General features: G+C 42.2%; 27 protein-coding genes and 2 pseudogenes. 23 read left to right on the top strand and 6 right to left on the bottom strand.

Annotated elements, in window-relative coordinates:
* From HMPREF0849_RS09105 to HMPREF0849_RS09045, 12 genes are all read left to right on the top strand, one after another.
* A complete protein-coding gene (locus tag HMPREF0849_RS09105) occupies positions 1 to 405 on the top strand; it encodes a PTS sugar transporter subunit IIA (RefSeq protein ID WP_000045700.1) in 405 nt (134 codons plus the stop codon).
* Between the two features lie 228 nt (positions 406 to 633).
* Positions 634 to 1,800 carry an SIS domain-containing protein gene (locus HMPREF0849_RS09100; protein ID WP_000936009.1) on the top strand — a complete coding sequence of 389 codons (1,167 nt, stop codon included), beginning with the start codon at positions 634 to 636 and terminating at the stop codon, positions 1,798 to 1,800.
* A gap of 10 nt (positions 1,801 to 1,810) precedes the next feature.
* Positions 1,811 to 2,806 carry a tagatose-bisphosphate aldolase gene (lacD, locus tag HMPREF0849_RS09095; RefSeq protein ID WP_009013767.1) on the top strand — a complete coding sequence of 332 codons (996 nt, stop codon included), beginning with the start codon at positions 1,811 to 1,813 and terminating at the stop codon, positions 2,804 to 2,806.
* A gap of 146 nt (positions 2,807 to 2,952) precedes the next feature.
* Complete coding sequence (locus HMPREF0849_RS09090; protein WP_000649409.1) at positions 2,953 to 3,990, top strand: aldose epimerase family protein; 1,038 nt, start codon at positions 2,953 to 2,955, stop codon at positions 3,988 to 3,990.
* 107 nt (positions 3,991 to 4,097) lie between these two features.
* Positions 4,098 to 4,952, top strand: coding sequence for a VOC family protein (locus tag HMPREF0849_RS09085; protein WP_000220458.1), 855 nt, complete (start codon positions 4,098 to 4,100; stop codon positions 4,950 to 4,952).
* A 313-nt stretch (positions 4,953 to 5,265) separates the two neighbouring features.
* Complete coding sequence (locus HMPREF0849_RS09075; RefSeq protein ID WP_000381570.1) at positions 5,266 to 5,838, top strand: hypothetical protein; 573 nt, start codon at positions 5,266 to 5,268, stop codon at positions 5,836 to 5,838.
* A 1-nt stretch (position 5,839) separates the two neighbouring features.
* The gene (locus HMPREF0849_RS09070; RefSeq protein WP_001226094.1) at positions 5,840 to 6,502 is read left to right on the top strand and encodes a hypothetical protein; all 663 of its coding nucleotides are present in this window, start codon (positions 5,840 to 5,842) and stop codon (positions 6,500 to 6,502) included.
* Between the two features lie 116 nt (positions 6,503 to 6,618).
* A complete protein-coding gene (locus tag HMPREF0849_RS09065; RefSeq protein ID WP_001226101.1) occupies positions 6,619 to 7,281 on the top strand; it encodes a hypothetical protein in 663 nt (220 codons plus the stop codon).
* A 115-nt stretch (positions 7,282 to 7,396) separates the two neighbouring features.
* Positions 7,397 to 8,068 carry a hypothetical protein gene (locus HMPREF0849_RS09060; RefSeq protein WP_001226099.1) on the top strand — a complete coding sequence of 224 codons (672 nt, stop codon included), beginning with the start codon at positions 7,397 to 7,399 and terminating at the stop codon, positions 8,066 to 8,068.
* A 2-nt stretch (positions 8,069 to 8,070) separates the two neighbouring features.
* The gene (locus tag HMPREF0849_RS09055) at positions 8,071 to 8,733 is read left to right on the top strand and encodes a hypothetical protein (RefSeq protein WP_033605429.1); all 663 of its coding nucleotides are present in this window, start codon (positions 8,071 to 8,073) and stop codon (positions 8,731 to 8,733) included.
* A gap of 76 nt (positions 8,734 to 8,809) precedes the next feature.
* Positions 8,810 to 9,352 (top strand): DUF3592 domain-containing protein, encoded by a 543-nt coding sequence (locus HMPREF0849_RS09050; RefSeq protein WP_000159878.1) that lies wholly within the window; start codon positions 8,810 to 8,812, stop codon positions 9,350 to 9,352.
* Between the two features lie 196 nt (positions 9,353 to 9,548).
* On the top strand, positions 9,549 to 9,806 hold the full coding sequence (locus HMPREF0849_RS09045) for a metal-sensitive transcriptional regulator (protein ID WP_002880547.1): 258 nt from the start codon (positions 9,549 to 9,551) through the stop codon (positions 9,804 to 9,806).
* Positions 9,807 to 10,028: 222 nt separating this feature from the next.
* Here the strand turns inward: HMPREF0849_RS09045 and HMPREF0849_RS09040 are convergent, their stop codons facing one another.
* The 3 genes and pseudogenes from HMPREF0849_RS09040 to HMPREF0849_RS09035 form a co-directional block, all read right to left on the bottom strand.
* On the bottom strand, positions 10,029 to 10,325 hold the full coding sequence (locus HMPREF0849_RS09040) for a rhodanese-like domain-containing protein (protein WP_000450166.1): 297 nt from the start codon (positions 10,323 to 10,325) through the stop codon (positions 10,029 to 10,031).
* Positions 10,300 to 10,667 (bottom strand): annotated as a pseudogene (locus tag HMPREF0849_RS10795) (CoA-disulfide reductase); the annotation flags it as partial. The pseudogene HMPREF0849_RS10795 and the gene HMPREF0849_RS09040, both read right to left, overlap by 26 nt.
* A 3-nt stretch (positions 10,668 to 10,670) precedes the next feature.
* Positions 10,671 to 10,976 carry a rhodanese-like domain-containing protein gene (locus tag HMPREF0849_RS09035; RefSeq protein ID WP_000468862.1) on the bottom strand — a complete coding sequence of 102 codons (306 nt, stop codon included), beginning with the start codon at positions 10,974 to 10,976 and terminating at the stop codon, positions 10,671 to 10,673.
* A 175-nt stretch (positions 10,977 to 11,151) separates the two neighbouring features.
* On the opposite strand from HMPREF0849_RS09035, the gene HMPREF0849_RS09030 reads away from it, so the two are divergent.
* On the top strand, positions 11,152 to 11,715 hold the full coding sequence (locus HMPREF0849_RS09030) for a sugar O-acetyltransferase (RefSeq protein WP_000135703.1): 564 nt from the start codon (positions 11,152 to 11,154) through the stop codon (positions 11,713 to 11,715).
* A 39-nt stretch (positions 11,716 to 11,754) separates the two neighbouring features.
* Here the strand turns inward: HMPREF0849_RS09030 and HMPREF0849_RS09025 are convergent, their stop codons facing one another.
* Both HMPREF0849_RS09025 and HMPREF0849_RS09020 read right to left on the bottom strand, forming a co-directional pair.
* Positions 11,755 to 12,438 (bottom strand): DUF4956 domain-containing protein, encoded by a 684-nt coding sequence (locus HMPREF0849_RS09025; RefSeq protein ID WP_000067203.1) that lies wholly within the window; start codon positions 12,436 to 12,438, stop codon positions 11,755 to 11,757.
* Positions 12,431 to 13,207 (bottom strand): polyphosphate polymerase domain-containing protein, encoded by a 777-nt coding sequence (locus HMPREF0849_RS09020; protein ID WP_000803021.1) that lies wholly within the window; start codon positions 13,205 to 13,207, stop codon positions 12,431 to 12,433. The genes HMPREF0849_RS09025 and HMPREF0849_RS09020 overlap by 8 nt, the downstream gene beginning before the upstream one ends.
* Positions 13,208 to 13,408: 201 nt before the next feature.
* Here HMPREF0849_RS09020 and HMPREF0849_RS09015 point away from each other — a divergent pair, with 201 nt between their 5' ends.
* Entirely contained in the window at positions 13,409 to 14,644 is a 1,236-nt protein-coding gene (locus tag HMPREF0849_RS09015; protein WP_009013765.1) for a carbohydrate-binding domain-containing protein, read from the top strand.
* Positions 14,645 to 14,703: 59 nt separating this feature from the next.
* Here HMPREF0849_RS09015 and HMPREF0849_RS10790 read toward each other — a convergent pair.
* Positions 14,704 to 14,838: pseudogene (locus HMPREF0849_RS10790) on the bottom strand (low temperature requirement protein A); the annotation flags it as partial.
* A 231-nt stretch (positions 14,839 to 15,069) separates the two neighbouring features.
* Here HMPREF0849_RS10790 and HMPREF0849_RS09010 point away from each other — a divergent pair.
* From HMPREF0849_RS09010 to HMPREF0849_RS08970, 9 genes are all read left to right on the top strand, one after another.
* The gene (locus tag HMPREF0849_RS09010) at positions 15,070 to 15,786 is read left to right on the top strand and encodes an ABC transporter ATP-binding protein (RefSeq protein ID WP_000734676.1); all 717 of its coding nucleotides are present in this window, start codon (positions 15,070 to 15,072) and stop codon (positions 15,784 to 15,786) included.
* Position 15,787: 1 nt separating this feature from the next.
* The gene (locus HMPREF0849_RS09005; protein ID WP_001259056.1) at positions 15,788 to 16,870 is read left to right on the top strand and encodes an ABC transporter permease; all 1,083 of its coding nucleotides are present in this window, start codon (positions 15,788 to 15,790) and stop codon (positions 16,868 to 16,870) included.
* Between the two features lie 39 nt (positions 16,871 to 16,909).
* Complete coding sequence (locus HMPREF0849_RS09000) at positions 16,910 to 17,533, top strand: TetR/AcrR family transcriptional regulator (protein ID WP_000361929.1); 624 nt, start codon at positions 16,910 to 16,912, stop codon at positions 17,531 to 17,533.
* 284 nt (positions 17,534 to 17,817) lie between these two features.
* Positions 17,818 to 18,582, top strand: a complete 765-nt coding sequence (locus tag HMPREF0849_RS08995) for a nucleoside phosphorylase (protein WP_000615016.1) — start codon at positions 17,818 to 17,820, stop codon at positions 18,580 to 18,582.
* Positions 18,583 to 18,615: 33 nt separating this feature from the next.
* On the top strand, positions 18,616 to 19,995 hold the full coding sequence (locus HMPREF0849_RS08990; protein WP_000897923.1) for a TrkH family potassium uptake protein: 1,380 nt from the start codon (positions 18,616 to 18,618) through the stop codon (positions 19,993 to 19,995).
* Positions 19,996 to 20,008: 13 nt separating this feature from the next.
* Entirely contained in the window at positions 20,009 to 20,674 is a 666-nt protein-coding gene (locus tag HMPREF0849_RS08985; RefSeq protein WP_001283887.1) for a potassium channel family protein, read from the top strand.
* A gap of 156 nt (positions 20,675 to 20,830) precedes the next feature.
* Positions 20,831 to 22,918 (top strand): YSIRK signal domain/LPXTG anchor domain surface protein, encoded by a 2,088-nt coding sequence (locus HMPREF0849_RS08980; protein WP_000671341.1) that lies wholly within the window; start codon positions 20,831 to 20,833, stop codon positions 22,916 to 22,918.
* A gap of 80 nt (positions 22,919 to 22,998) precedes the next feature.
* Positions 22,999 to 23,697: a response regulator transcription factor gene (locus HMPREF0849_RS08975; RefSeq protein ID WP_000751223.1), complete on the top strand. Its 699-nt coding sequence runs from the start codon at positions 22,999 to 23,001 to the stop codon at positions 23,695 to 23,697.
* The coding region (locus HMPREF0849_RS08970) for a HAMP domain-containing protein (protein WP_009013764.1) at positions 23,694 to 24,099 on the top strand (406 nt) is incomplete at its 3' end. The genes HMPREF0849_RS08975 and HMPREF0849_RS08970, both read left to right, overlap by 4 nt.

Here is a 24,099-nt window from a genome sequence, read left to right as displayed (position 1 = left end):
ATGAGTAAATCATTAATTTTGGTGAGTCATGGTCGTTTCTGTGAAGAACTTAAAGGTAGCACAGAAATGATCATGGGTCCACAGGACAACATTCATGCAGTGGCTCTTCTTCCAGAAGATGGCCCAGAAGAATTTACTGCAAAATTTGAAGCTGCTATCGAAGGATTGGATGATTTCCTAGTCTTTGCGGACCTTCTCGGTGGAACACCATGTAACGTGGTAAGCCGTTTGATTATGGAAGGTCGCGACATTGAACTCTACGCAGGGATGAATCTTCCAATGGTGATTGAATTTATCAATGCCAGCCTTACAGGTGCAGATGCGGACTACAAGAGCCGTGCTGCAGAAAGCATTGTAAAAGTCAATGATTTGTTAGCAGGTTTCGATGATGACGAAGATGAATAAGATGTGACAACGTGAAAATCACAGGGAAAATAGGCGATAGGAGGACGGAGCGATGCTCCGACGATAATCGGTCTTTTTCCCCAAGATTTTAGTTGGAACTCAATTCAATAAGATGTGACAACGGCTAAATCGTTAGAGCATCTTATATAGAATATACATGGGAATGGGAGTCACTCCCATTCCCATATTTTCAATAGGAATGAAACAACAATAGATTAGAGGAACTCTATGCTAAATTACACAAAAGAAGAATTACTTGAACTGGGTGCAGAAATCACGACTCGTGAGATCTACCAACAGCCTGATGTATGGAAAGAGGCTTTTGAAGCCTATCAAGCAAAACGAGAAGAAATTGCAGCATTCCTACAAGGAATTGCTGATAAGCATGACTATATCAAGGTCATCTTGACGGGTGCTGGTACTTCTGCTTATGTGGGAGATACCTTGGTGCCTTACTTTAAGGAAGTCTATGACGAACGCAAATGGAATTTCAATGCCATTGCGACAACAGATATCGTTGCCAATCCAGAAACTTATTTGAAAAAAGATGTGGCGACTGTCCTTGTTTCCTTTGCTCGTAGTGGGAATTCACCTGAAAGTGTGGCGACGGTTGATTTGGCCAAAGCCTTGGTTGATGACCTCTATCAAGTGACCATTACATGTGCTGCAGATGGTAAATTGGCTCTTCAAGCTCATGGCGATGAGCGCAATCTTTTGCTCTTGCAACCAGCTGCTTCCAATGACGCTGGATTTGCCATGACTTCTAGCTTTACGTCCATGATGCTAACAGCTCTCTTGGTTTTTGATCCTACAGAATTTGCTGTGAAAGCTCAACGTTTTGAAGTTGTGTCTAGCCTTGCCCGCAAAGTTCTAGACAATGCAGCAGATGTTAAAGGGCTTGTAGACCTTGACTTTAACCGCGTCATCTATCTTGGTGCTGGTCCTTTCTTTGGCCTTGCTCATGAAGCTCAGCTCAAGATTTTGGAATTAACAGCTGGTCAAGTGGCGACCATGTATGAAAGCCCAGTTGGCTTCCGTCACGGTCCAAAATCATTGATCAACGAAGATACAGTTGTTTTGGTATTTGGTACAACGACAGACTACACTCGCAAGTACGACTTGGACTTGGTTCGTGAAGTGGCTGGTGATCACATTGCTCGTCGTGTCGTGCTCTTGAGTGATCAAGCCTTTGGTCTTGAAAATGTCAAAGAAGTAGCCCTTGGTTGTGGCGGTGTCTTGAACGATATTTACCGTGTCTTCCCTTACATCGTTTATGCCCAACTCTTTGCCCTTTTGACTTCACTCAAGGTAGAAAATAAACCAGATACACCGTCTCCTACTGGTACCGTAAACCGTGTGGTACAAGGTGTGATCATTCATGAATATCAAAAATAAGGAAGTGTCTATGAGTAAATTACAATTAAGTCCCAATAAAGTAGCTTGCTTGCAAAAACTCTCTGACGAGAACGGCATTATCTCAGCTCTTGCCTTTGACCAACGTGGTGCTTTGAAACGCCTCATGGCTCAATACCAAACAGAAGAACCAACAGTTGCTCAAATGGAAGAACTCAAGGTCTTGGTTGCAGATGAATTGACAAAATACGCATCATCTATGCTTCTTGACCCAGAGTATGGACTTCCAGCTACTAAAGCCCTCGATGCCAATGCTGGTCTTCTCCTTGCTTATGAGAAAACGGGTTACGATACAACAAGCACCAAACGCTTGCCTGACTGCTTGGATGTTTGGTCTGCAAAACGTATCAAGGAACAAGGTGCAGACGCTGTGAAGTTCTTGCTTTACTATGACGTAGACAGCGCTGACGAACTCAACCAAGAAAAACAAGCCTACATCGAACGTATTGGTTCTGAGTGTGTGGCGGAAGACATTCCATTCTTCCTTGAAATCTTGGCTTACGATGAAAAAATCGCTGACGCAGGTTCTGCAGAGTATGCTAAAGTAAAACCTCACAAGGTTATCGGTGCCATGAAAGTCTTCTCAGACCCACGCTTTAACATCGATGTCTTGAAAGTGGAAGTTCCAGTCAACGTCAAATACGTTGAAGGATTTGGTGATGGTGAAATCGTTCATACACGAGAAGAAGCAGCAGCCTTCTTCAAAGCACAAGATGAAGCAACCAACTTGCCATACATCTACTTGAGTGCAGGTGTATCAGCTAAACTCTTCCAAGAAACGCTAGTATTTGCCCACGAATCAGGCGCAAACTTCAACGGTGTTCTTTGCGGCCGTGCAACTTGGGCTGGATCAGTTGAAGCCTACATCAAAGACGGTGAAGTAGCAGCTCGTGAATGGTTGCGCACAACAGGATTTGAGAACATTGACGAACTCAACAAGGTTCTTCAAACAACAGCGACTTCATGGACTGAACGTGTAGAAGCATAAAACAAGAATAGAAGAATCTCCATTTGTTAAGAAGAGACTTAAGGTTTTCTGACAAAGGATTCTGAAAATAGAAACTACAACCATAGATGGTGAATACACTTTCTATGGTTTGTTTACTTAATAGAAATGGATCAAAGGAGAGAAGAATGAAAGCATACACAGAGCGTGTATTTGGAAATCATGAGGGCAAGGATGTCTTGGCCTATCGCTTTGAGACGGACAGTGGCTATCAACTAGAAATCATGACCTATGGTGCGACCATCTTGCGCTATGTCACACCCGACAAGGCTGGGAATTTTGCCAATGTGATTTTGGGCTTTGATGATTTTGATAGCTATGTAGGCAATAGTCCCAAGCATGGAGCAAGTGTAGGTCCTGTAGCGGGCCGTATTGCAGGTGCGACATTTGAACTCAATGGTCAGACCTATGACCTTGAAGTCAACAACGCTAGCAACTGTAACCACAGTGGTTCAACAGGTTGGGATGCGAGCTTGTTTGAATTGACTGAGGTGAGCGACCATGGATTGACCCTCTACACAGAGCGTACAGACGGGACGGGAGGATTCCCTGGTAATCTCAAGATCTGGATCAGCTACCACTTGGAAGAAACTGGCGCCTACGAAGTCAGCTATAAGGTGACGACAGATCAGGATACGCTTGTCAATCCAACTAATCACAGCTACTTCAACTTGTCTGGTGATTTCACGCAGACAGTTGACCGCCATGTCTTCCAGCTAAATACGGAGGGCATTTACCCAATCGCTCCGGACGGTGTTCCGGCTAAGACTCCAGATGCTACTCGTGATGTGGTTAAACATATCTACAATGGTGCTTTGTTGAAGGACATCTTTGCAGAGGAAGATGAGCAAATCCAGTTGGTATCTGGTTTGGATCACCCATTTGCCCTTCCTGCCGATCATGACAATGCTGGTTTCCTTTATGACCAAAACTCAGGTCGCTTCTTACTTTTCAAGACAGAGGCCCCTTGCTTTGTGGTCTACACAGCAAACTTTGTGGATGAGAGTGTGCTCATAGCTGGTCAGCCAATGGTACAGCACAATGGGATTGCCCTTGAAGCGCAAGCTTTACCAGATGCCATTCACAGTGACCTCAAAGACCAAGTCATTCTCAAAGCAGGGGAAACTTTCACCAGCAAAACTCGCTACGAGCTTGTTGTAAAATAAAAAGAAGAGCTGGTTTCCAGCTCTTTTGAGTTGTCTTCGTTGACATTTTATCTCAATAGTGTATAATTGATGTAATATATAAAGTTACAACTAAAAGGAGACAGCCTATGACTTATGCATACCAAAGCCACATTTACCTAGCCGAGGTGGTTTTAAATGTCAAGGATTTGACGAGTCAAACGACTTTTTATCACCAGATTATTGGCTTGGAGATTTTATCTCAAACAGAGACAGAAGCGATTTTGGGACTTGGTAAAAAAGCCTTGGTCCACTTGATTGCGACTGAAAAAGCTGGGGAAGTAAGGGAGCGTTATGGGCTCTACCATCTAGCGATTTTATTGCCGACACGAAAAGCCTTGGCAGATGTCCTGAAACACTTAAGTGATTTGCGCATTCCTCTGGTCGGAGGAGCGGATCATGGATACAGTGAGGCCCTTTATCTGGAAGATTTGGAAGGAAATGGCATTGAACTCTACCATGATAAACCAGTTTCTTCATGGGATATTCGAGAAGATGGTCGCATTATCGGTGTGACTGAGGCTCTTGCGGCTCAGGATATTTATGAGTTAGGGGAAAAGGTAGATCCCTTTATCCTAGCTGAAGGGACGAGAATGGGGCATATCCATCTATCGGTTAAGGATAGCCGCGCGGCGAGTCAGTTTTATCAAAAGGTGTTAGGGCTAGAGGATAAATTTAGCATCCCTAGTGCTAGTTGGATTGCAGCTGGGGACTACCACCATCACTTAGCAGTCAATGAATGGGCTGGAAAAGGTCTAGCTCCGCGTAAATCGGGCTTTCCTGGCTTGGCCTACTACGTCCTTGAGGTCAAAAGCAAGGAAGAACTCTTAGCCATCGTTCAGCAAGCGCAAGAGGTAGAAGCAACAATCAAGTGGATACATTCGAGTGAGTTGGATCTTGTAGATCCAGACGGCATTGTGACCCGCATTCGCTTGGCACGATGAAACGAGGAAAACACATTATTTATTTTAGAGACATAGGAAAAGGCGGATAAGCTCGCATTCTGTTTTTAGAATGCGGACTTGTCCGTTTTTTTATGAAATGACGAAACCTTTCTTGGATCTAGCAAAGGTATCTGTTGGGGATGTTTTCCCTTTTCTGGGGGTTCATGCTATAATACTAATAAACTTTTCTTTCTCTAGAAAGGCAAATGCCGAAAAATCGGTTAGACTGCTCGCAATCGACGTCATGATGCTTTTAAGAGAAAGTAGGATTCTGTTTGAGCATCCGTATTGAGTTTAGGAGAGGGGAAATAAGATGGACACAAGTGTAAAAAAATTAATCAGTATGGGCCCTCTGGAGGACTATTTTATTTATTATGATCTGAGGAATCAAGTATTCTATGAAGTAAAACAAGGCATGAATTATTCAGCCATTGCAGCTCCTATTGCAGTCTTTTCCTTGCAACGGCTGTCGAAGTTGCTCAACCAAACCTTTGGAGATGTCTCATCACCTTTCAATCTGCTTTTCTTTATCTTGATGTCTCTGTTTTTAATTTTCGGGACAATTCTCCTTGCCAAATCTACCCGACGCAACATGAAGACAGATAGATTTAGAAAAGTTCGGTTAACAAAAGCCAATATTAAAACACTTAGAAGAAAATCTAGATGGACAGTCCTAGTTGAGGTTTTTTGTTTTCTCATGATTCTGTTTTCCATCTATCGTTATTTTACCTACTCTGATTTTCTGTTCTTGATGATGTATATGTTAGGGATTTTTTCACTTGTTTATATTGTCTATGAATTTCAGATGAAAACGCGCAAACGACTGTTCAAGGAGCTGATGGAGACATTACAGGACGGTAGCCAAGGGAAAGAGGGCGAATTATAAGATGAGAAAAATAATCTTTATTGGACAGAGCGGTGATGAAGCTGTCTACTATAACACAAGAACAAAAGAGGCTCTGGTAGCCGATAAGAGCGCCTTATTAAATACAGAAGGAGCTAGGAAGACCAATAAGGCTATTATTCCTTTGATATTACTTTTTGCGTTATTTGGTGGAGGTGTTGGACTTGCTATTTTTTCCTTTACTTCTCCATTTAGATTAAACGAGAGGATGATTCCAATCATTTTACTAGCCATATTTTTAGTTTTTGTTGGAAGTATTTATATGTTGGAAAAAGCATTGTATAAAAATGTTCGTTCCACAGTTTTGGCAAACGAAGAACAATTTAAAGCTGCAGTGAATGGAAATTTATTTTGGGAAGGATTTTCCGATAAGAAAGCAACATTAGGTAAAATTTTCTTTTTCTCGTTTGTTATCTTGGTTCTTCTGTTTTGTTTAGGAATTGTAAGTTTATTTGGAATACCAGGAATGCTTATTCCTTATTATAACCATGAGTGGTTTGATCTTTCATTATTATTTTCACCAGTGGCAGGGGTACTTCCAGCAGTGGTCGTAATTGCTCTATTCCAAAACAACCCAATCCGCTGGCTCTTAGCTGTGCGAAAATATGAACAGGGGAAAGTGATATTTAGGGAAGAGAAGAACTAGAAACACAAGAGAAGCGCTATTACTATTACCAGTGGTTGATGATGTTTTATCAACGGCCTATGATAAAAATTGAAGTTTCTGATTATAGTGATTGGTGGAAACTGTGGTGATTTTATATGAGAAAAATAATTTTTATTGGACAGAGCGGTAATAAGGCCGTTTACTATAATACGCGAACGAGAGAAGCTCTTGTAGCAGATAAGAGCGCCTTGTTAAATACAGAAGGGGCTAGGAAGACCAATAGTGCTATCATTCCTTTGATGTTTGCTTTTGTTTTTTTGGGTATTATCGGAGGATTAGTAGCTATACCTGCATTTTCGGATTTTCGATACAGCAGCTGGATGGTTCCGCCTTATATCGTTGCCCAGTTCTTTGTCTGCTTTGGCTTTATATGGATGATGGAAGAGGCCTTGTATAAAGAGGTGAAACAGGTTCAAGGGGCAAGTTCTCAACAGTTTGCGAAAGCCGTTGACTCAAATCTGCTTTGGGAAAATTTTAGTGAGAAAAAAGCGACGTTTGGGAAAATGTTGGCTTTTATGATTGTTATGCTATTAGTTTTTATGACTACTATAGTAATATTTGTTGCTACTATCCCAAGTATTATTGACTCATTCAATAAGCAAGAGACATTTGATATACAAATCTTTTTCTCGCTTTTAGCAGGTCTCTTCCCAGCTGTTTCTTATTTGTTATTATTTCAAAACAATCCAATCCGCTGGCTCTTAGCCGTACGAAAATACAAGCAGGGGAAAGTATTATTTAGGGAAGAGAAGAACTAGAAACACGAGAGAAACGCTATTACCATTACCAGTGGTTGGCGATGTTTTATCAACAACCTATGATAAAATTGAAGTTTCTGATTATAGTGATTAGTGAAAACTGTGGTGATTTTATATGAGAAAAATAATTTTTATTGGACAGAGCGGTGATAAGGCCGTTTACTATAATACGCGAACAAAAGAGGCTCTTGTAGCAGATAAGAGTGCCTTGTTAAATACAGAAGGGGCTAGGAGATCGAATAGGGGGATTGCTCCTTTAATTGCTATATTCTCTTTGTTAGGTTTACTCGGAGGATTTGTTGCAATACCAATTTTCTCAGGCCTTCGTTATAATAGTGGGATGGTTCCTATTTTTATTCTTTGTCTTTCCTTTATCCTATTTGGATTTATATGGATGATGGAAGTCGCCTTATATAAAGGAGTGAAACGAGTCCAAGGAGCAACAAAGAAAGAGTTTAAAGAAGCAGTTTATTCAAATTTGTTCTGGGAAAATTTTAGTGAGAAAAAAGCGACGTTTGCGAAAATGTTGGCTTTTATGATTGTCATGCTACTAGTTTTTATGACTACTATAGTAATATTTGCTGCTGCAATTCCGGGCACTATTGACTCATTCAATAAGCAAGAGGCATTTGATATACAAATCTTTTTCTCGCCTTTAGCAGGTCTCTTTCCTGCCTTGTTGTACCTTTTCTTATTCCAAAACAACCCTATCCGCTGGTTCTTAGCTGTGCGAAAATATGAACAGGGGAAAGTGATATTTAATGAAGAAATAGAAAAGAGAGGATGATAATGTCACAAGAGAGATATTTGCAGATCAAAAAAGAGCATCAAGTTCGTAAGTTTGTGGGGCGTTTCCTCTTCATTCTTCTCGCTATCCTCGATGTTCTACTGGTATCAAGTCATTCCAATTATGTCCCGCTTGTAACGGTGGCTATGGTAACGATTGTGCCTTTTAATCATTATCTACTTGGTCCTCTTAGGAGACAGAAAAAAGCCATAGAAAAAGAGTATCCAGAATGGAAAATACTCAGTACAAAGGGAGTAAAGGTTCCCTCGGCTGAAGCCAATAAAAGAACCTTGGCTGGTATTGGGATCTTGATGGCCTTGCTGTTGTCTTTTGGGCTATTCTATAAACCTGTGAAACAGCCGAACGTCCAAGTAAACAATCCGCCTAAGCTTGATTTTAACACGCCTGGAACGTCCAAGTCTTCTGAGTCTGAGTCGTCCAGTTCCTCTAAGACCAAAGAATCCAGTTCCCCAGAATCGAAATCCTCGTCTTCGACTGAACAAAGTTCTAAAACCGAAAATTCAGGAACAAAACCGTCAAAAAGCGAGTCCAATAATCCCTATTACCAGATTCCAGGACTTACTGACGAACAGGTGAGAGATATCATATCGAAATCTGTGAAAGATTTGAGAGAAAAACAGTCAAAAGAAAAATCCGAAGAGTAGACTCGAGGACATCGATGTCCTTTCTGGATGAGTTAGTTTTGAGATTTTACTGTATAGAATAACTGGAGGAGTTCATATGACTAAAGAAGTGATTGGTTTGATAGTTGGGACAGTCGTCACTCTCCTATCTTTTGTGTTTGTATGTGGGACCTTTCTCTACCTCTATCTTCGAGATCAGAAGTTGGTCCGCCTTGCCAAGTCATCCGTTCCTGGAACGGTTATCGGCTATAGCCGTTTTCGTGAGGGGTATCCACCTATCGTCGAATACACGGTGGATGGGATTGCTTATAAGAAAACCTTGCAGTATTTTATGTTCAAAACGGTCACAATTCCGTGGGGGACTACTAAATTTTTAAAGGACTATACAAGAGAAGATATGCTAGCGCCTTCGATTACTCGCTACAGTAACTCCTTTGTTTCCTTCAAACGCTTGATGCAGACCCATTTCCCCCTTCATTCGGAGCTGACGGTCTGGTATGATCCAGACAAGCCGGCCAGGGCCTATGTCGAACGTTACAGTGGAATGGACAAGTTTTACAAGTGGTTTGGTATCGGATTTGGGCTGGCTCTAGTTCTAGTCTATGGGATAGTGATCCTAGCCTTTTTGTCCAAGATATAAGGCATAACTAATCGGATACTTGATTTCTCGATCGTGCTTCAAGGAGGACAGAGTTTCTTTTCCATTTCCATGCTTATCAATTTTTTCTTTCTGATACAGAGGAGAGGTTGCCTCCTACAAATACAGACAGGAAGTGAATTTTGACAAAGCCCCTTATTCGAGATATAATGAACAAAAAGTGACCAAGGATAAATTAATGACAAACTCAAAGTATATAACACGCCTGAAACGTTCAGAGGGTCAGTTGCGTGGGATTCAAAAGATGATTGAAGAAGATCGTGACTGCGCAGATATTGTTACGCAGTTGACAGCAGTGAAATCTAGCGTTGAGCGCGTGATTGAGATGATCATTACTGAAAATCTCACTGACTGTATCAACCAACCACTAGACGACCCCGAGGCTCAAAAGGAACGCCTAGAAAAGGCCATCCGATACCTGATTAAACGGAAATAAACTAATTTGCTATTGCTAAACAATGCAGACAAAGGTATTTAAGTTTGTTCCGACAAAAAAATCATGTCGAACAAACGGATGATTTCCCCCAAATACCAATGAGCAAACCTCTTTTTAGATACCATCAATGTGCTTCTTTTTTAAAAGCGACGGGCTACGAGCCCTATATCAGCGGGTTGCAGAAATGAAAAAACCGATTAAGTTTCTTAATCGGTTTTTTGCTTATTCTACTTGACCGGGCCAAGCATTCATACCACCTTCTACATTGATAACGGTGAGGCCTTGGGCGCTTAGAAATTCACAAGCAGATGCGGAGCGTACTCCGCCTTGACAGATGACATGGTATGCATGGTCAGGTTTGAGTTCTTTGTAACCTTGCTCCAAGTTACTTAAAGGCAGATTTTTAGCACCTGGTGCATGTCCTGCTTGGAATTCATGCACTTCACGTACATCGATAAGGTTTAGATTTTCATTTAGGTATTTTTCATAAAAGTCAGCCATGCTGATACTTGTTTCCATATTCGACTCCTTCTGGATTAGCCATTTTATATAGTGAATAAGCGCCATCAGGATTTTGGACGGTAAATCCTGCCTCTAGAGGATACGCTCTGTGATATAGCTGCGCAAAACACTGTGGCAGCTAAGGATGTAGGTTTGGTTCTTGTCTGGTTCATCCAAGTTCTCCCCTAGTTCATTTAGGGGTTATGGATGGTATCGATCTTGGGTCGCCACCTGAAATTCGCCACTTATGTGTACATCTAGGAATTTTTTGCCCTTATTCAGATCGTCTCCGAGCTGACACCATTGGATATTATCGCTCAGACCTTCGATAAGGTTCAAGGCTGCGTAGCCCATTTGATGCTTCTAGATGACCTGACCTGTCCAAGCGCTCATACCGCCTCGGACATTGATGACATCGTAGCCATTTTTCTTAAGTTTTTTCGCAGCTAGTTTGCTTCGTACACCAGAGTGACAAATGACATAAAGTGTTTCTTTTGTCGCAGGTGTGTAAGAACCGATTTCTGTTAAAGGAACGTTTTTGGCATTTTTGATATGACCCCTACGGAATTCCATAGGCGTCCGAACATCCAGTAGCTGAATTGGTTCTCTGAGTTTAGCTTCTAACTCACTGGTAGAAATACTGTCAATTTTTGTAAATAAGTGAAACATAGGCACCTCCAAATATACCCTTATGGGGTATATTAAACCATGAAGTTAATTTTTTGTCAAGCAAGTTGTTTTAACTTGGGAGGGGATTGGTTTTGAGAGTTTAGAAAGCAGGCTATTCTTGACCTTTCAAAGGCTTTTTGATATGATGGGTCCAAAGTAAGTGTGAGGTGATAAGATGGCTAGCGAATACCAGAAAATGATAGCAGGGGAGCCTTACCGTCCGTCGGATCCAGAGTTGCGGGCCTTGGCGCAGGCTTCTCGCCAAAAACAGGCTGCCTTTAACAAGGAAGAAAATCCCTTGAAGGGAGCAGATATTATCAAGACTTGGTTTGGCTCAACTGGGCAAAATCTTTATATCAATCCACGCTTGGTGGTCGATTATGGAGTCAATATCCATCTAGGGGAAAATTTTTATTCTAACTGGAACTTGACTATGCTGGATGTTTGTCCGATTCGCATTGGGAACAACGCTATGCTTGGCCCCAACTGTCAGTTTTTAACCCCACTCCATCCACTGGATCCACATGAACGCAATTCAGGGGTCGAATATGGCAAGCCCATCACCATCGGTGACAATTTCTGGGCTGGAGGTGGCGTCATTGTCCTTCCTGGAGTGACACTAGGAAATAATGTCGTTGCTGGAGCAGGAGCCGTGATCACCAAGTCCTTCGGAGACAATGTCGTCCTAGGTGGGAATCCTGCGCGTGTCATCAAGGAAATCCCAGTAAAAGAAAACTAAAAAGAACAGCTTGGGCTGTTCTTTTTATGAGCTTTAGTCTTATAGATTTTTCTTCTTTTTGGCTTTCTTGGTCAAGGAAACATCGCACTGGGAAATCTTGCTTGTCAGGTAGCTTGTCAGTTGGAAGTCGTCTACTTGAGGATTGAGATCGACTTCGTAGACGGTTTGCAAGGATTCACCAGAGTTGCTGGTATCTACTGAGATAAGGTCAGACTCGGTGCAAAATTGATCCAGCGCGACCTGGATAGTATCTAGGCGGTCTTCTTTATTGGGAAGTGTGATGGTTAAGAGTCTACGACGTTGGTGATTGCTCTTGCTCTGTTGTTTTTCCAAAAGGAGCCAAATGCTTAGGATAAAGACCGTGAAGAGTACGGCTAAGAAAAGGTAGCCTGTGCCTGCCGCCAGACCGATGATCATGGCTAGAAAGATAGCAATCAGCTCTCGAGAACCACTCGTGGCAGAACGGAAACGAATGAGACTAAAGGTCCCTGCTACTGCAATCGACGTTCCGAGACTGCCATTGACGAGGAAGATGACCAGCGTCATCAAACAAGGTAAAAGGGTCAAACTGATGACAAATTCCCGTGTGTAAAGAGTCCGTTGCTTGTAGGCCCAGCTGAGTGCTAGTCCTAGAAAAAGGCTGACGACGAGGGCGAGCAGGAGTTGGAGGGGGTCAGCAGTGGCGGTTGCGTCGTTGAAAATAGAGTTAAAAAGGTTAGACATAAGCGTTACCTACACTTTCTCCGATGGGTTGTGGGGCATAGGCCAGTCCTTGTGATTTATGGTAGGCGCAGGAGTATTTTGAGAATCTTTGCTCTACCAGACCATATTTATCAAGGATATCCTGTAGCCATTGCGGTTTGTCACCAGGCGCCTTGATTTCCATGATGATCAGGTCGTCTTCTAAGAGAGGCAGGCCTTCCTTGTCTGCAAATAGGCTGACATTTTCATCTCGATAGGTCAGGTTTTGGTCAAGAGTGACACGAATTTTCTGGTAGGGAAATCCTGGGATTTTCTTTTTTTCTTTTAGTGAAAAACGATCATAAGAAATATAGATACGAGGTTTGAGAGCCTCACTGTAGCGTTGACGGATCTTTTGCACCTCTGCTACCAGAAAGCTATCTTTGATCAGGTCTGCTCCCCAACCTTTGGTGATGAGCTGGGTGATGGTATCTGACTGGGCTAGGACGCGGTGCTTGTGACCGATACCGGCTTCGTCTTTTGACTTGATTTCTAGAAAGGCGGGGCTGTTAGTACTTGGCTGCGCAAGATAGGTCCGCATACGGATTTTTTCTTTCTTATGCTGACCTTGCAAGGAGTCTTGGATGAGATGAAAATCTTCTGTATCAAAGTAGATATTGGAAATGGTCGAAGTCGGATAGTCGTCCTCGACGAGGTAGTCTTTCAAATCTTCTATTAAATCCTGTAAGTCTGTTTTAGAAACCATATACTTGGTTTCGATCCGTTCAAAGCTTGTTTCTAGGGGTTTCATAAGCAATTTCTCCTTTAGATAAATCATAGATTAAACAAGGTAAACTTGCTTGGAACAAGTCTAGAGGACTTTTCTAAAAGTTTTATTAAGCGAAACTTAACTGAAACTGAATTTAAGGAAACTTTCAGAAAAGTTTTAGTTTTGTTTCAGGAATCTTCTGTAGACTGTCTAGCTATATCATACGAAGGAGAGGAAAAAGGTATGAAATCAAAAAAATGGACCCTACTCGCAACGAGTTTAACGGCAATGGTGCTGCTGGCAGCATGTGCCCAGTCAACAACTACATCTAATACCAATGCAACGACAAATAGTGCCACAACAACTGTAACAAAGACAAACCAATCATCCTATTTTACAGAGAAGGACTATGATACCTCTTATGATGAAAGCACAGCTTCTAAGATTGAGCTATCTGGCTCATCAGCAAACGTCTCTGGAGATGGGGTGACAGTCTCTGAATTAACAGTGACAATCACAAAATCTGGAACCTATGTAATTTCAGGTCAGTCTGACGGAGTGCAGATCAAGATCGAGGCAGATAAGTCTGCAGATGTTCATCTAGTCCTAAAAGGTGCGACCATGACCAATACCAATGCAGCGATATCTGCGACATCAGCTGGCCATGTCTACTTGACTCTAGCAGAGGGAACCACCAACAGTCTCTCTGACTCAAGCTCTAACAGCGACAAAAAAGCAGACGCAGCTCTCTTTTCTAAGGTGGATTTGACCATCAACGGGAAAGGAACTCTCAATGTAGATGGCAAGAAGAACAATGGTATCAAGGCTAACGACACCCTCCATATCACGGGTGGAACCTATAGCATCACAGCAGTTGGCGATGCCTTTAATGTCAATGATGAACTCAACATCACTGGTACGACCATGACTATTGACGCCAAAGAAGATGGAGTCAAGGTGGACAATGATGAGGATACTTCAGTCGGAACCATGTACCTATCCAACAACAATATCACAGTCACAGCAGGAGATGATGGCATCCACGCATCAGGTGATTTGGTTATCGATAGTGGTACCTACACCGTCAAGAATTCGACAGAAGGACTTGAAGGTAAGTCCATCACTATCAACGGTGGGGACATTAGTATCTATTCAACAGATGATGGAGTCAACGCAGCTAATAAAAATGCCCAACAGAGTGAAATCTTCTTCACCATGAACGGTGGGAACCTGACAGTAGAAGTTGGCCAAGGAGACACAGACCCAATCGACTCAAACGGCAATATCACGGTCACAGGCGGAACCATTAAAATGACTGGTCAAACAGGTTTTGACTTTGATGGAACAGCGACCTACACAGGCGGAGATATCTATCTCAACGGTGAAAAACAAACTGAAATCGTCAACTCTATGCCTGGAGGTGGTGGACCAAATGGAGGCCCTCAAGGCGGCGGTCCAGCCCCTGGCGGACAAGGATAAAAAAGAATCTCCTTTCTCGAAAGAGAAGGGAGATTTTGTGTTTGAGAGATGGATTGTAGCTAAAACAACTCCCAATTAGGTCTTGAAAATTTCTTAGTCTGTTTCATATAAAAATGAGTAAAATGAATTTCCATCGCCAAGGTCATTAGAGTTGCGATAGCAATGACGATGGTAGGATTGGCTGAGAAAAGTAGAGGAAGAATAGGCCTTTAAAAAGTGGGCAGGAAAGACCATTTCAGAGTATCGAGAAGAGATTTAGAAACAGCTCTAAAAGCAATAGCTATCCATTATAAGCATCAGATAATAATATCTGGTGTTTTATTTTTTAAAGAATTTAACCCTTTCTCTTGACAAGTGAGTGATCACTCACTATAATAGCTTCTGTGATTTAAAAAGTGAGTAATCACTTACCAAGGAGGAAGTAAATGAAAAAATTGCTACATTTACAAGATTTAGTAAAATCTTTTGACCAACAAATAGTTCTGAATCATGTCAGCTTTGAATTGCAGCTAGGAGAAATTATAGGATTAATTGGTCCGTCTGGTGCTGGTAAATCAACTATGATTAAGACTACGTTAGGAATGGAAAAGGCTGATGGAGGCCTAGCTTTAGTGTTAAATCACACTATGCCCAATCGTCATATTTTAGGAGATATTGGCTATATGGCCCAATCAGATGCTTTATACGAGTCCTTGTCTGGTCAAGAAAATCTGGAATTTTTTGGTCAGCTAAAGGGGCTTTCTAAAAAAGACCTAAAGGCGGAAATTGCTCATATAGCTCAAGTAGTAGATCTGACAGACTACTTAAACAAGGCGGTATCCGGTTATTCTGGAGGAATGAAGCGACGCTTGTCTTTAGCCATCGCGCTTCTGGGGAATCCTCAGCTCTTGATTTTGGACGAACCGACAGTTGGAATCGACCCTTCTCTTCGGAAGAAAATCTGGAAAGAATTATTCGCGCTTAGAGACAATGGGGTTGGGATATTAGTTACTACCCATGTTATGGATGAAGCAGAGTTAACGGATAAGGTCGGCTTATTATTAGGTGGAAAAATCATTGCTTTTGATACACCGCAACACTTAAAAGAAAGTTATCAAGTTTCAAGTATTGAAGAAGTATTTTTGAAAGCAGAAGGAGAGTAAGATGAGAACCATTGCTATTGCTAAAAAAGTTATCAAAGAATTGCTTCGTGACAAACGAACCTTGGCTATGATGTTTGTAGCGCCGGTATTTATTATGTGGCTGATGAACCTCATGTTTTCAGCTAGTACAACCGTGAATGTCAAGTTAGCGACACAAGATCTACCAACTGGTTTGATAACGAAAATGGATGAGCTTGATCATGTGGACATCGAGACTTATCAAGACTTAGATCAGGCCAAAGAAGCGCTAGCAAATGAAAAAGTCGATGCTGTGATTTCTTATAAAGACGGTGAGTATCAGGTCGACTACGCAAATACAGATGCCTCCAAGACATCTATGATACGACAAGTGTTACGAACAAGTATCGCCAGTGAAGGCACCGATCAGTTACTATCTCGTGTCAAACAAGCTCTTCCACAATTGGACTCGGACGCAAAAACACCAGAAATCAAGGAGTCTTATCAGTATGGAGATGAAAATACAAGCTTCTTTACCAGTATGATTCCGGTTTTGATAGGTTTTGTAGTTTTCTTCTTTGTCTTTTTGATTTCAGGTATGGCGCTTTTGAAAGAGCGCACCAGTGGAACACTAGAACGTTTGTTAGCAACACCAGTGAAACGATCTGAAATCGTCTATGGCTATATGTTGTCTTACGGTATTATTGCGATTTTTCAAACGGCAGTTGTCGTCTTAGCAGCAATTTGGCTACTAGATGTAGAAGTTGTAGGAAGTATTTTAAATGTTATAATAGTTAATGTGGTACTGGCTCTTGTAGCACTAGCTTTTGGAATTCTCTTGTCTACTCTAGCAAAATCAGAATTCCAAATGATGCAATTTATTCCTCTCGTGATTATGCCCCAACTTTTTTTCTCAGGAATTATTCCATTGTCATCCATGGGAGAATGGGCTCTAACTGTGGGGAAATTTTTGCCATTAACCTATTCTGGTGATGCAATAAGCCAGATTATTCTTTACGGGCACAATCTTGGTGATATTTTGCCAAATCTTGGTGTTTTAATGATTTTCTTGATCATTTTAACAATTCTCAATATTGTTGGATTACGTCGTTATCGTAAAGTTTAGAAATCAACATAAATAATGCTAAAAAGGTGTGAAGATTAGATGGATAAGACTGTTTTTGAATCGTTTGAAGATTACTTAGAAGAAGCGAATTACCCTCAAGGAAAGAAAAAAATCATGCAGGCAGCAGTGGATCTCATATCAACTAGGAGTTACCATGGGACCTCAACTCTTCACATAGCTGAGCGTGCTGGACTAAGCCAGGCAACTTTGTTTAAGTATTTTAAGACGAAGGATGATCTACTGACGGCTATTTTACATCCTGTAGTCCCAAGCATTTTCGGTAGTTTTTTTGAGGAACTCTTAGCTTTTGAAACGACAGAAGAGAGGGTTCGTTATCTCGTCCACGATCGTATGAGCTATCTCAAAAAAAATCGTGCTTTGATGAAAATCATTCTGCAGGAGAGTTTTTCAAATAAGAAACTAAAAAATGAACAGATTTTTATCTGGAATGCTATTCAAGATAAACTTCGAGTGCTTCATAAGGAATTGCTAGCAGATCCACGTGTAAATCCAGAGATAACGATTCCTCAAATGGTTCGTATTTGTGTTGGTCCATTGTTGGCTTACTTCGCTCAACTTTATATCGTTAGCGACAACGGAGAAATAAAGGAAGAGGACCTAGACTTATTAGAAAAACAGATTTTGGGTGCTTTGTGGAAATAGAGTAGGCCTAGACAAAATGGAGGCTAGATTCTATTGGTTTGGCTTCTTGCACAAGATAATATAAAAGGGTATATATTGCCTGATGCAGATTCGTGCTTTTTTATTGTTGAATTTGCTATTTTGGTGATAGTTCTCAATCACTTTACTAAAACAGAAACCGACCTCTCCAGCAGAGCAACGATTTCTTAAATGTATGGAAGAGGAGTTTTCTGGCTTGCTAAAGACAACTCCTTGACACTTCGTCAGCTTTTGATACAATAGTACAAAATTAGAGGAGGTGGGCTATGATTCAGAAACATGCGATTCCCATTTTGGAGTTTGATGACAATCCCCAGGCGGTCCTTATGCCAACACATGAGGGATTGGACTTAAAGTTGCCAAAAAAGTGCATCTATGCATTTTTGGAGGAAGAGATTGACCGCTACGCTCAGGAAGCAGGAGCGGACTGTGTTGGTGAGTTCGTTTCTGCCACCAAGGCTTATCCAGTCTATGTCATCAACTACAAGGGTGAGACGATTTGTCTAACCCAGGCGCCCGTGGGTTCTGCCCCAGCTGCCCAGTTTATGGATTGGTTGATTGGCTATGGTGTGGAGCAAATCATTTCCACTGGAACCTGTGGCGTCCTAGCCGATATAGAGGAAAATGCCTTTCTCGTCCCTGTTCGCGCTCTGCGAGATGAGGGGACCAGCTACCATTATGTAGCGCCTTCTCGTTATATGGAGATGCAGATTGAGGCTGTCTCTGCCATTGAGCAAGTTTTGGAGCAAAGAGGCATTCCTTATGAGGAAGTTATGACCTGGACGACAGATGGTTTTTACCGAGAGACGGCTGAAAAGGTTGCCTATCGCAAGGAAGAAGGCTGCGCTGTTGTGGAAATGGAGTGCTCGGCTCTTGCGGCAGTGGCTCAGCTACGTGGTGTTGTCTGGGGAGAATTGCTCTTTACTGCAGATTCCTTAGCGGATCTGGACAACTACGACAGTCGTGACTGGGGCTCAGAAGCTTTTGATAAGGCACTCGAACTCTGTCTTGCCATTGTGCACCACATGTGAGTGTTCTGACTGTTTTTATGGTAGAATGTAGTTATGTTATTCAAATCTTTTTTGGAAAAAATCAAGACGATACTGGGACGCTTGTCGCCAGCCCGTCGCATCTTTTTAAGTTTTGCCCTAGTAATCTTCTTGGGTTCTCTCCTTTTAAGTCTCCCCTTTGTGCAAGCAGAAACGTCACAAGCGACCTACTTTGACCATCTCTTTACGACCGTGTCCATGGTCTGTGTGACAGGGCTTTTCACTCTGCCAGTGGCTTCGACTTATAATATCTGGGGCCAGTTGATCTGTATGATTTTGATCCAGATTGGTGGTTTGGGGCTCATGACCTTTATCGGAATCTTTTATATCCAAGGCAAGCAAAAGCTCAGCCTTCGTGGTCGTGAGACTATTCAAGAAAGTTTCAGTTATGGAGAAACCCAGTCTCTAAAGGACTTCATCCGCTCAATCTTTCTGACGACTTTTTTGGTGGAAGGAATTGGTGCCTTTCTCTTGAGTTTTCGCTTTATCCCCGAATTTGGCTGGGGGCGAGGGATTCTAACCTCTATCTTTTTGGCTGTTTCAGCTTTCTGTAATGCTGGATTTGATAATTTTGGAAGTACGAGTTTGGTAGCCTTTCAAACGGATCCCTTGATCAATCTAGTGATTGCAGGCTTGATTATCACTGGTGGTCTAGGATTTATGGTCTGGTTTGACCTAGCGACCCAGTTTGGGAAGAAGAAAAAACGCCGCCTGCGTTTCCATACCAAGCTGGTTCTCTTTTTAACGGCGGGAATTCTGCTCTTTGGAACCGTATCGACTCTCTTAATTGAGTGGAATAATCCTGGGACGATTGGAAATCTCAGCGCTCCAGAGAAACTGCTGGTTAGTTTCTTCCAGACAGTCAGTATGAGAACGGCAGGCTTTGCTTCCATTGACTACACCCAGGCTAGACCAGTTACCTTACTGATCTACATCTTGCAGATGTTTCTGGGCGGGGCACCTGGAGGGACAGCAGGCGGGCTCAAGATTACGACCTTCTTTGTCTTGTTGGTCTTTGCTCGCAGTGAACTATTGGGCTTGCCTCATGCTAATGTGGCTCGGAGGACCATTGAACCCCGAACCGTACAAAAGTCTTTCAGTGTCTTTATTATCTTCTTGCTAACATTCTTGCTGGGCTTGATCCTACTAGGGATAACAGCAGAGGGAAATCCGCGCTTTATCTACCTCATGTTTGAGACCATTTCAGCCCTTGCAACAGTTGGGGTGACGGCAAATTTAACACCAGAGTTAGGTAAGTTAGCCCTCAGTATCGTTATGTTGTTGATGTTTATCGGCCGTATTGGTCCCTTGACACTACTGGTCAGTGTAGCGGAATACCAGCCAGACAAGAAAGATACGATTCACTATATGAAGGCAGATATCACTATCGGATAAGAAAGGAAAAACGATGTCAGATCGGACAATTGGAATTTTAGGCTTGGGAATTTTTGGGAGCAGTGTTTTGGCTGCCCTAGCCAAGCATGACATGAATATCATTGCTATTGATGACCACGAGGAACGCATTAATCAATTTGAATCAGTGTTGGCGCGTGGAGTAGTTGGAGATATCACGGATGAAGAACTCCTTCTATCAGCGGGGATTGACACCTGTGATACCGTAGTCGTCGCAACAGGTGAAAATCTGGAGTCCAGTGTTCTTGCGGTCATGCACTGCAAGAGTTTAGGAGTGCCGACCGTTATTGCCAAGGTCAAAAGCCATACGGCTAAAAAGGTGTTGGAAAAAATTGGTGCAGACGCAGTCATCTCACCAGAGTTTGAAATGGGGCGCTCATTAGCACAGACCATCCTCTTTCATAACAGCGTAGACGTCTTTCAGCTGGACAAGAATGTATCGATTGTCGAGATGAAAATCCCCCAATCATGGGTAGGTAAAAGCCTCAGTCAGTTGGATTTACGTGGGCGATACAACCTCAATGTACTTGGTTTTCGTTCCTACGAAAATGCTCCTCTGGATGTCCAATTCGGACCCAATGACCTCTTGCAGGCAGATGCCTACATCATGGCAGTCATTAATAACCAACATTTGGACACTCTAGCTGAACTGAGTGAGTAGGAGAGGAAAGGCTACTCTCTTTCCTAATAATTAACGAGTCAATATAAGTATTTTATAAGAGGGATTTAAGAAAAATTTTAACTTTTTCTTAATCCTTTTTAATTTTAGGAGATTATACTAGAGTCATCAAAAAAAGAAAACTCTAAGGAGAATCCTATGAAATTCAATCCAAATCAGAGATATACTCGTTGGTCTATTCGCCGTCTCAGTGTAGGCGTTGCTTCAGTTGTTGTGGCTAGTGGCTTCTTTGTCCTAGTTGGTCAACCAAGTTCTGCGCGTGCTGATGTCGTCAATCCGACTCCTGCCCAAGTCGTGCCAGACGCTGCTTCGGTGAGTGAAAAGAGCGACTTACCAGCAGAGGTTCTCAAAAAAGCAGTCGATGTAGCTCTTCCTTCAGAACAGTCTATTCCAACACCTAAAGCAAGTGTGGATACCACAAGCTCTTCAGAAAAAGCGGACGCAACTGCTAAAGAGCCTGCAGTAGTGCCAAAAGAAGAAGTGCAAGCACAACCTGACTCTAAGAAACAAACAGAAGATGCAGTTAAACCTGTGGAAAGTCCTGCGTCTACAGTTTCTGGACAAGACCGTGAAGTCAGTGAAGCGCAACCAGCGACCACCCCAGCTGAAGTGCAAAAGGGTGTGGCCGACAACACCAAAGACACAGTAGATGTCCCAGCTAGTTACCTTGACAAAGCCAATTTCCCAGGACCATTTACAGCTGGTGTCAATCAAGTCATTCCATACGAATTCTTCGCTGGTGACGGCATGTTGACTCGCCTGATCTTGAAAGCATCTGATAAGGCTCCATGGTCAGACAACGGTTCAGCTAAAAATCCCGCCCTTCCACCAGTAGAGAAATTGGGCAAAGGTCTTTACTTCTATGAAGTGGATTTAGCAGGTACCCAAGGCAAATCTGACAAAGAGTTGCTTGATCTTTTAAAACAAAACGGCACGCAAAGCTATAAAGCTACTATCAAGGTGTACGGTGCAAAAGACGGCAAACCTGACTTAACTAATCTGGTAGCGACTAAAAATTTGGATGTCAACTTGAATAGTTTGACCACCCCAGCTGAAGTGCAAAAAGGTGTGGCTGACAATACAAAAGATACAGTAGATGTCCCAGCTAGTTACCTTGACAAAGCCAATTTCCCAGGACCATTTACAGCTGGTGTCAATCAAGTCATTCCATACGAGTTCTTTGCCGGTGACGGTATGTTAACACGCCTTATCTTGAAAGCATCCGACAAGGCTCCATGGTCAGACAATGGTTCAGCTAAAAATCCCGCTCTCCCACCAGTAGAGAAATTGGGCAAAGGCCTTTACTTCTACGAAGTGGATTTGGCTGGCACTCAAGGAAAATCTGACAAGGAACTACTTGACCTTTTGAAACAAAACGGCACTCAAAGCTATAAAGCTACTATCAAGGTGTACGGTGCGAAAGACGGCAAGCCTGACTTAACTAACCTCGTAGCGACTAAAGATTTGACTGTTAATTTGAATGGCTTGACCACACCAAATCAGGTCAAAGAGTCTGTTGTTAACAATGTCAAAGACATGATTGATGTTCCAGCTAGCTACCTTGATAAGGCTAAGGTTCCTGGACCTTTCTTGGCCGGTGTCAACCAAGTCATTCCATACGAAGCTTTTGGTGGAGATGGTATGTTGACTCGCCTCTTGTTAAAAGCTTCAGACAAAGCCCCATGGTCAGATAACGGAACGGCTAAAAATCCTGCTCTATTGCCACTTGAAGGCTTGGCTAAAGGCCAATATTTCTACGAAGTGGATTTGAATGGCAATACGGTTGGCAAAGAAGGACAAGCCCTTCTAGATCAACTTCGAGCTAACGGAACACATACATACCTAGCTACTGTTAAAGTCTATGGCTCTAAAGATGGCAAACCTGATTTGACCAATCTGATTGCTACTCGTCAAGTAACGATTCAGCTTCGTGGAAAAGAAATGGCGACAATACCATCTCAACAAGGTCAGATGAATACGAAGCCTTCTGAAACAGGCTCTACAGGTACGACTGAGGGTATGATGGGTACAAATCACCATATGTCAGATATGAAAGTAGATCAACCAGATTCTAGCCCAATGGCTAATATGATGAAAAAAGATGATAAAGCGATGTTACCAAATACTGGGGAAGCTAAAACAGCTACAGCTGGGCTTGGTATCTTTGGTCTAGCCTTGGCAGGTCTTGTTGGACTTTTGGGTTTGACAAGCAAACGAGAAGATTAAGATTCAAATCACTTAAACATTAGAGAAAATAGTGTTATACTAAAGCAAGTATAACACTGTTTTTATCGAAGGAGTGTCAGATGAAAAAGACAATTTTGCTGGTTGATGATGAAATAGATATTCTAGATATTCAAAACCGTTATCTTATACAGGCAGGTTACGATGTTTTGGTCGCCCATGATGGTAAGGAGGGATTAGAGCTTTTCAGAAAAAAATCTATCGACCTCATTATCACAGATATCATGATGCCCAATATGGACGGGTATGATTTTATCAGTGAAGTTCAGTATATCGCTCCGGATCAACCCTTCCTCTTTACAACTGCTAAGACAAGCGAACAGGATAAGATTTATGGATTGAGTTTGGGGGCAGATGATTTTATAGTCAAACCCTTTAGCCCACGCGAATTGGTTTTAAGAGTGAATAATATCTTGCGTCGCCTTAGCCGTGGAGGAGAGACCGAACAGATCGAGTTTGGTGACTTGGTAATCAACCATGTGACTCATGAGGTTCGCATTGGGGAGCAACCTTTGGAATTGACAGTAAAATCCTTTGAACTTCTATGGATATTAGCCAGCAATCCCGAGAGAGTCTTTTCAAAGACGGAACTTTACGAGAAGGTATGGCAGGAGGACTATGTAGATGATACCAATACACTCAATGTTCATATCCATGCTTTGAGGCAAGAGTTGACCAAGTATACAAATTCAAATGCTCCTGCTATCAAAACTGTCTGGGGTTTGGGTTATAAGATGGAAAGACCAAGAGGTAGAAAATGAAATTAAAAAACTATATTTTAGTGGGGTATCTAGTGTCGACTCTACTAACGATTTTGGTCGTTTTCTGGGCAGTCCAACGAATGTTGATTGAGAAAAGTGAAGTTTACTTTCTCGTTGGAATAACCTTGATTGCTAGTTTCATTGGCGCTGCAGTGAGCATCTTTCTTTTGTCGCCTGTGTTCTCTTCTCTGAAACATTTGAAAAAACAAGCTCAGGATATAGCAAGCAAGGATTTCAGCACAGAAATCGAAACCAAAGGACCATTAGAATTTCAAGAGCTGGGCCAGGCTTTTAATGACATGTCTCACAATTTGCAAGCTACCTTTCAATCACTTGATGAGAGCGAGCAAGAAAAGAGAATGATGATTGCGCAGCTCTCTCACGATATTAAAACTCCCATTA

This window comes from Streptococcus sp. C300, from assembly GCF_000187645.1.
Classification (GTDB): Bacteria; Bacillota; Bacilli; order Lactobacillales; family Streptococcaceae; genus Streptococcus; species Streptococcus oralis_CQ.
This window is presented reverse-complemented; position numbering and strand designations above follow the sequence as displayed.

Excerpts from the sequence above, each read along its gene's own strand:
- HMPREF0849_RS09105 (WP_000045700.1), top strand. The coding sequence starts at position 1 with ATGAGTAAATCATTAATTTTGGTGAGTCATGGTCGTTTCTGTGAAGAA.
- HMPREF0849_RS09100 (WP_000936009.1), top strand. The coding sequence starts at position 634 with ATGCTAAATTACACAAAAGAAGAATTACTTGAACTGGGTGCAGAAATC.
- lacD (WP_009013767.1), top strand. The coding sequence starts at position 1,811 with ATGAGTAAATTACAATTAAGTCCCAATAAAGTAGCTTGCTTGCAAAAA.
- HMPREF0849_RS09090 (WP_000649409.1), top strand. The coding sequence starts at position 2,953 with ATGAAAGCATACACAGAGCGTGTATTTGGAAATCATGAGGGCAAGGAT.
- HMPREF0849_RS09085 (WP_000220458.1), top strand. The coding sequence starts at position 4,098 with ATGACTTATGCATACCAAAGCCACATTTACCTAGCCGAGGTGGTTTTA.
- HMPREF0849_RS09075 (WP_000381570.1), top strand. The coding sequence starts at position 5,266 with ATGGACACAAGTGTAAAAAAATTAATCAGTATGGGCCCTCTGGAGGAC.
- HMPREF0849_RS09070 (WP_001226094.1), top strand. The coding sequence starts at position 5,840 with ATGAGAAAAATAATCTTTATTGGACAGAGCGGTGATGAAGCTGTCTAC.
- HMPREF0849_RS09065 (WP_001226101.1), top strand. The coding sequence starts at position 6,619 with ATGAGAAAAATAATTTTTATTGGACAGAGCGGTAATAAGGCCGTTTAC.
- HMPREF0849_RS09060 (WP_001226099.1), top strand. The coding sequence starts at position 7,397 with ATGAGAAAAATAATTTTTATTGGACAGAGCGGTGATAAGGCCGTTTAC.
- HMPREF0849_RS09055 (WP_033605429.1), top strand. The coding sequence starts at position 8,071 with ATGTCACAAGAGAGATATTTGCAGATCAAAAAAGAGCATCAAGTTCGT.
- HMPREF0849_RS09050 (WP_000159878.1), top strand. The coding sequence starts at position 8,810 with ATGACTAAAGAAGTGATTGGTTTGATAGTTGGGACAGTCGTCACTCTC.
- HMPREF0849_RS09045 (WP_002880547.1), top strand. The coding sequence starts at position 9,549 with ATGACAAACTCAAAGTATATAACACGCCTGAAACGTTCAGAGGGTCAG.
- HMPREF0849_RS09040 (WP_000450166.1), bottom strand. The coding sequence starts at position 10,325 with ATGGAAACAAGTATCAGCATGGCTGACTTTTATGAAAAATACCTAAAT.
- HMPREF0849_RS09035 (WP_000468862.1), bottom strand. The coding sequence starts at position 10,976 with ATGTTTCACTTATTTACAAAAATTGACAGTATTTCTACCAGTGAGTTA.
- HMPREF0849_RS09030 (WP_000135703.1), top strand. The coding sequence starts at position 11,152 with ATGGCTAGCGAATACCAGAAAATGATAGCAGGGGAGCCTTACCGTCCG.
- HMPREF0849_RS09025 (WP_000067203.1), bottom strand. The coding sequence starts at position 12,438 with ATGTCTAACCTTTTTAACTCTATTTTCAACGACGCAACCGCCACTGCT.
- HMPREF0849_RS09020 (WP_000803021.1), bottom strand. The coding sequence starts at position 13,207 with ATGAAACCCCTAGAAACAAGCTTTGAACGGATCGAAACCAAGTATATG.
- HMPREF0849_RS09015 (WP_009013765.1), top strand. The coding sequence starts at position 13,409 with ATGAAATCAAAAAAATGGACCCTACTCGCAACGAGTTTAACGGCAATG.
- HMPREF0849_RS09010 (WP_000734676.1), top strand. The coding sequence starts at position 15,070 with ATGAAAAAATTGCTACATTTACAAGATTTAGTAAAATCTTTTGACCAA.
- HMPREF0849_RS09005 (WP_001259056.1), top strand. The coding sequence starts at position 15,788 with ATGAGAACCATTGCTATTGCTAAAAAAGTTATCAAAGAATTGCTTCGT.
- HMPREF0849_RS09000 (WP_000361929.1), top strand. The coding sequence starts at position 16,910 with ATGGATAAGACTGTTTTTGAATCGTTTGAAGATTACTTAGAAGAAGCG.
- HMPREF0849_RS08995 (WP_000615016.1), top strand. The coding sequence starts at position 17,818 with ATGATTCAGAAACATGCGATTCCCATTTTGGAGTTTGATGACAATCCC.
- HMPREF0849_RS08990 (WP_000897923.1), top strand. The coding sequence starts at position 18,616 with ATGTTATTCAAATCTTTTTTGGAAAAAATCAAGACGATACTGGGACGC.
- HMPREF0849_RS08985 (WP_001283887.1), top strand. The coding sequence starts at position 20,009 with ATGTCAGATCGGACAATTGGAATTTTAGGCTTGGGAATTTTTGGGAGC.
- HMPREF0849_RS08980 (WP_000671341.1), top strand. The coding sequence starts at position 20,831 with ATGAAATTCAATCCAAATCAGAGATATACTCGTTGGTCTATTCGCCGT.
- HMPREF0849_RS08975 (WP_000751223.1), top strand. The coding sequence starts at position 22,999 with ATGAAAAAGACAATTTTGCTGGTTGATGATGAAATAGATATTCTAGAT.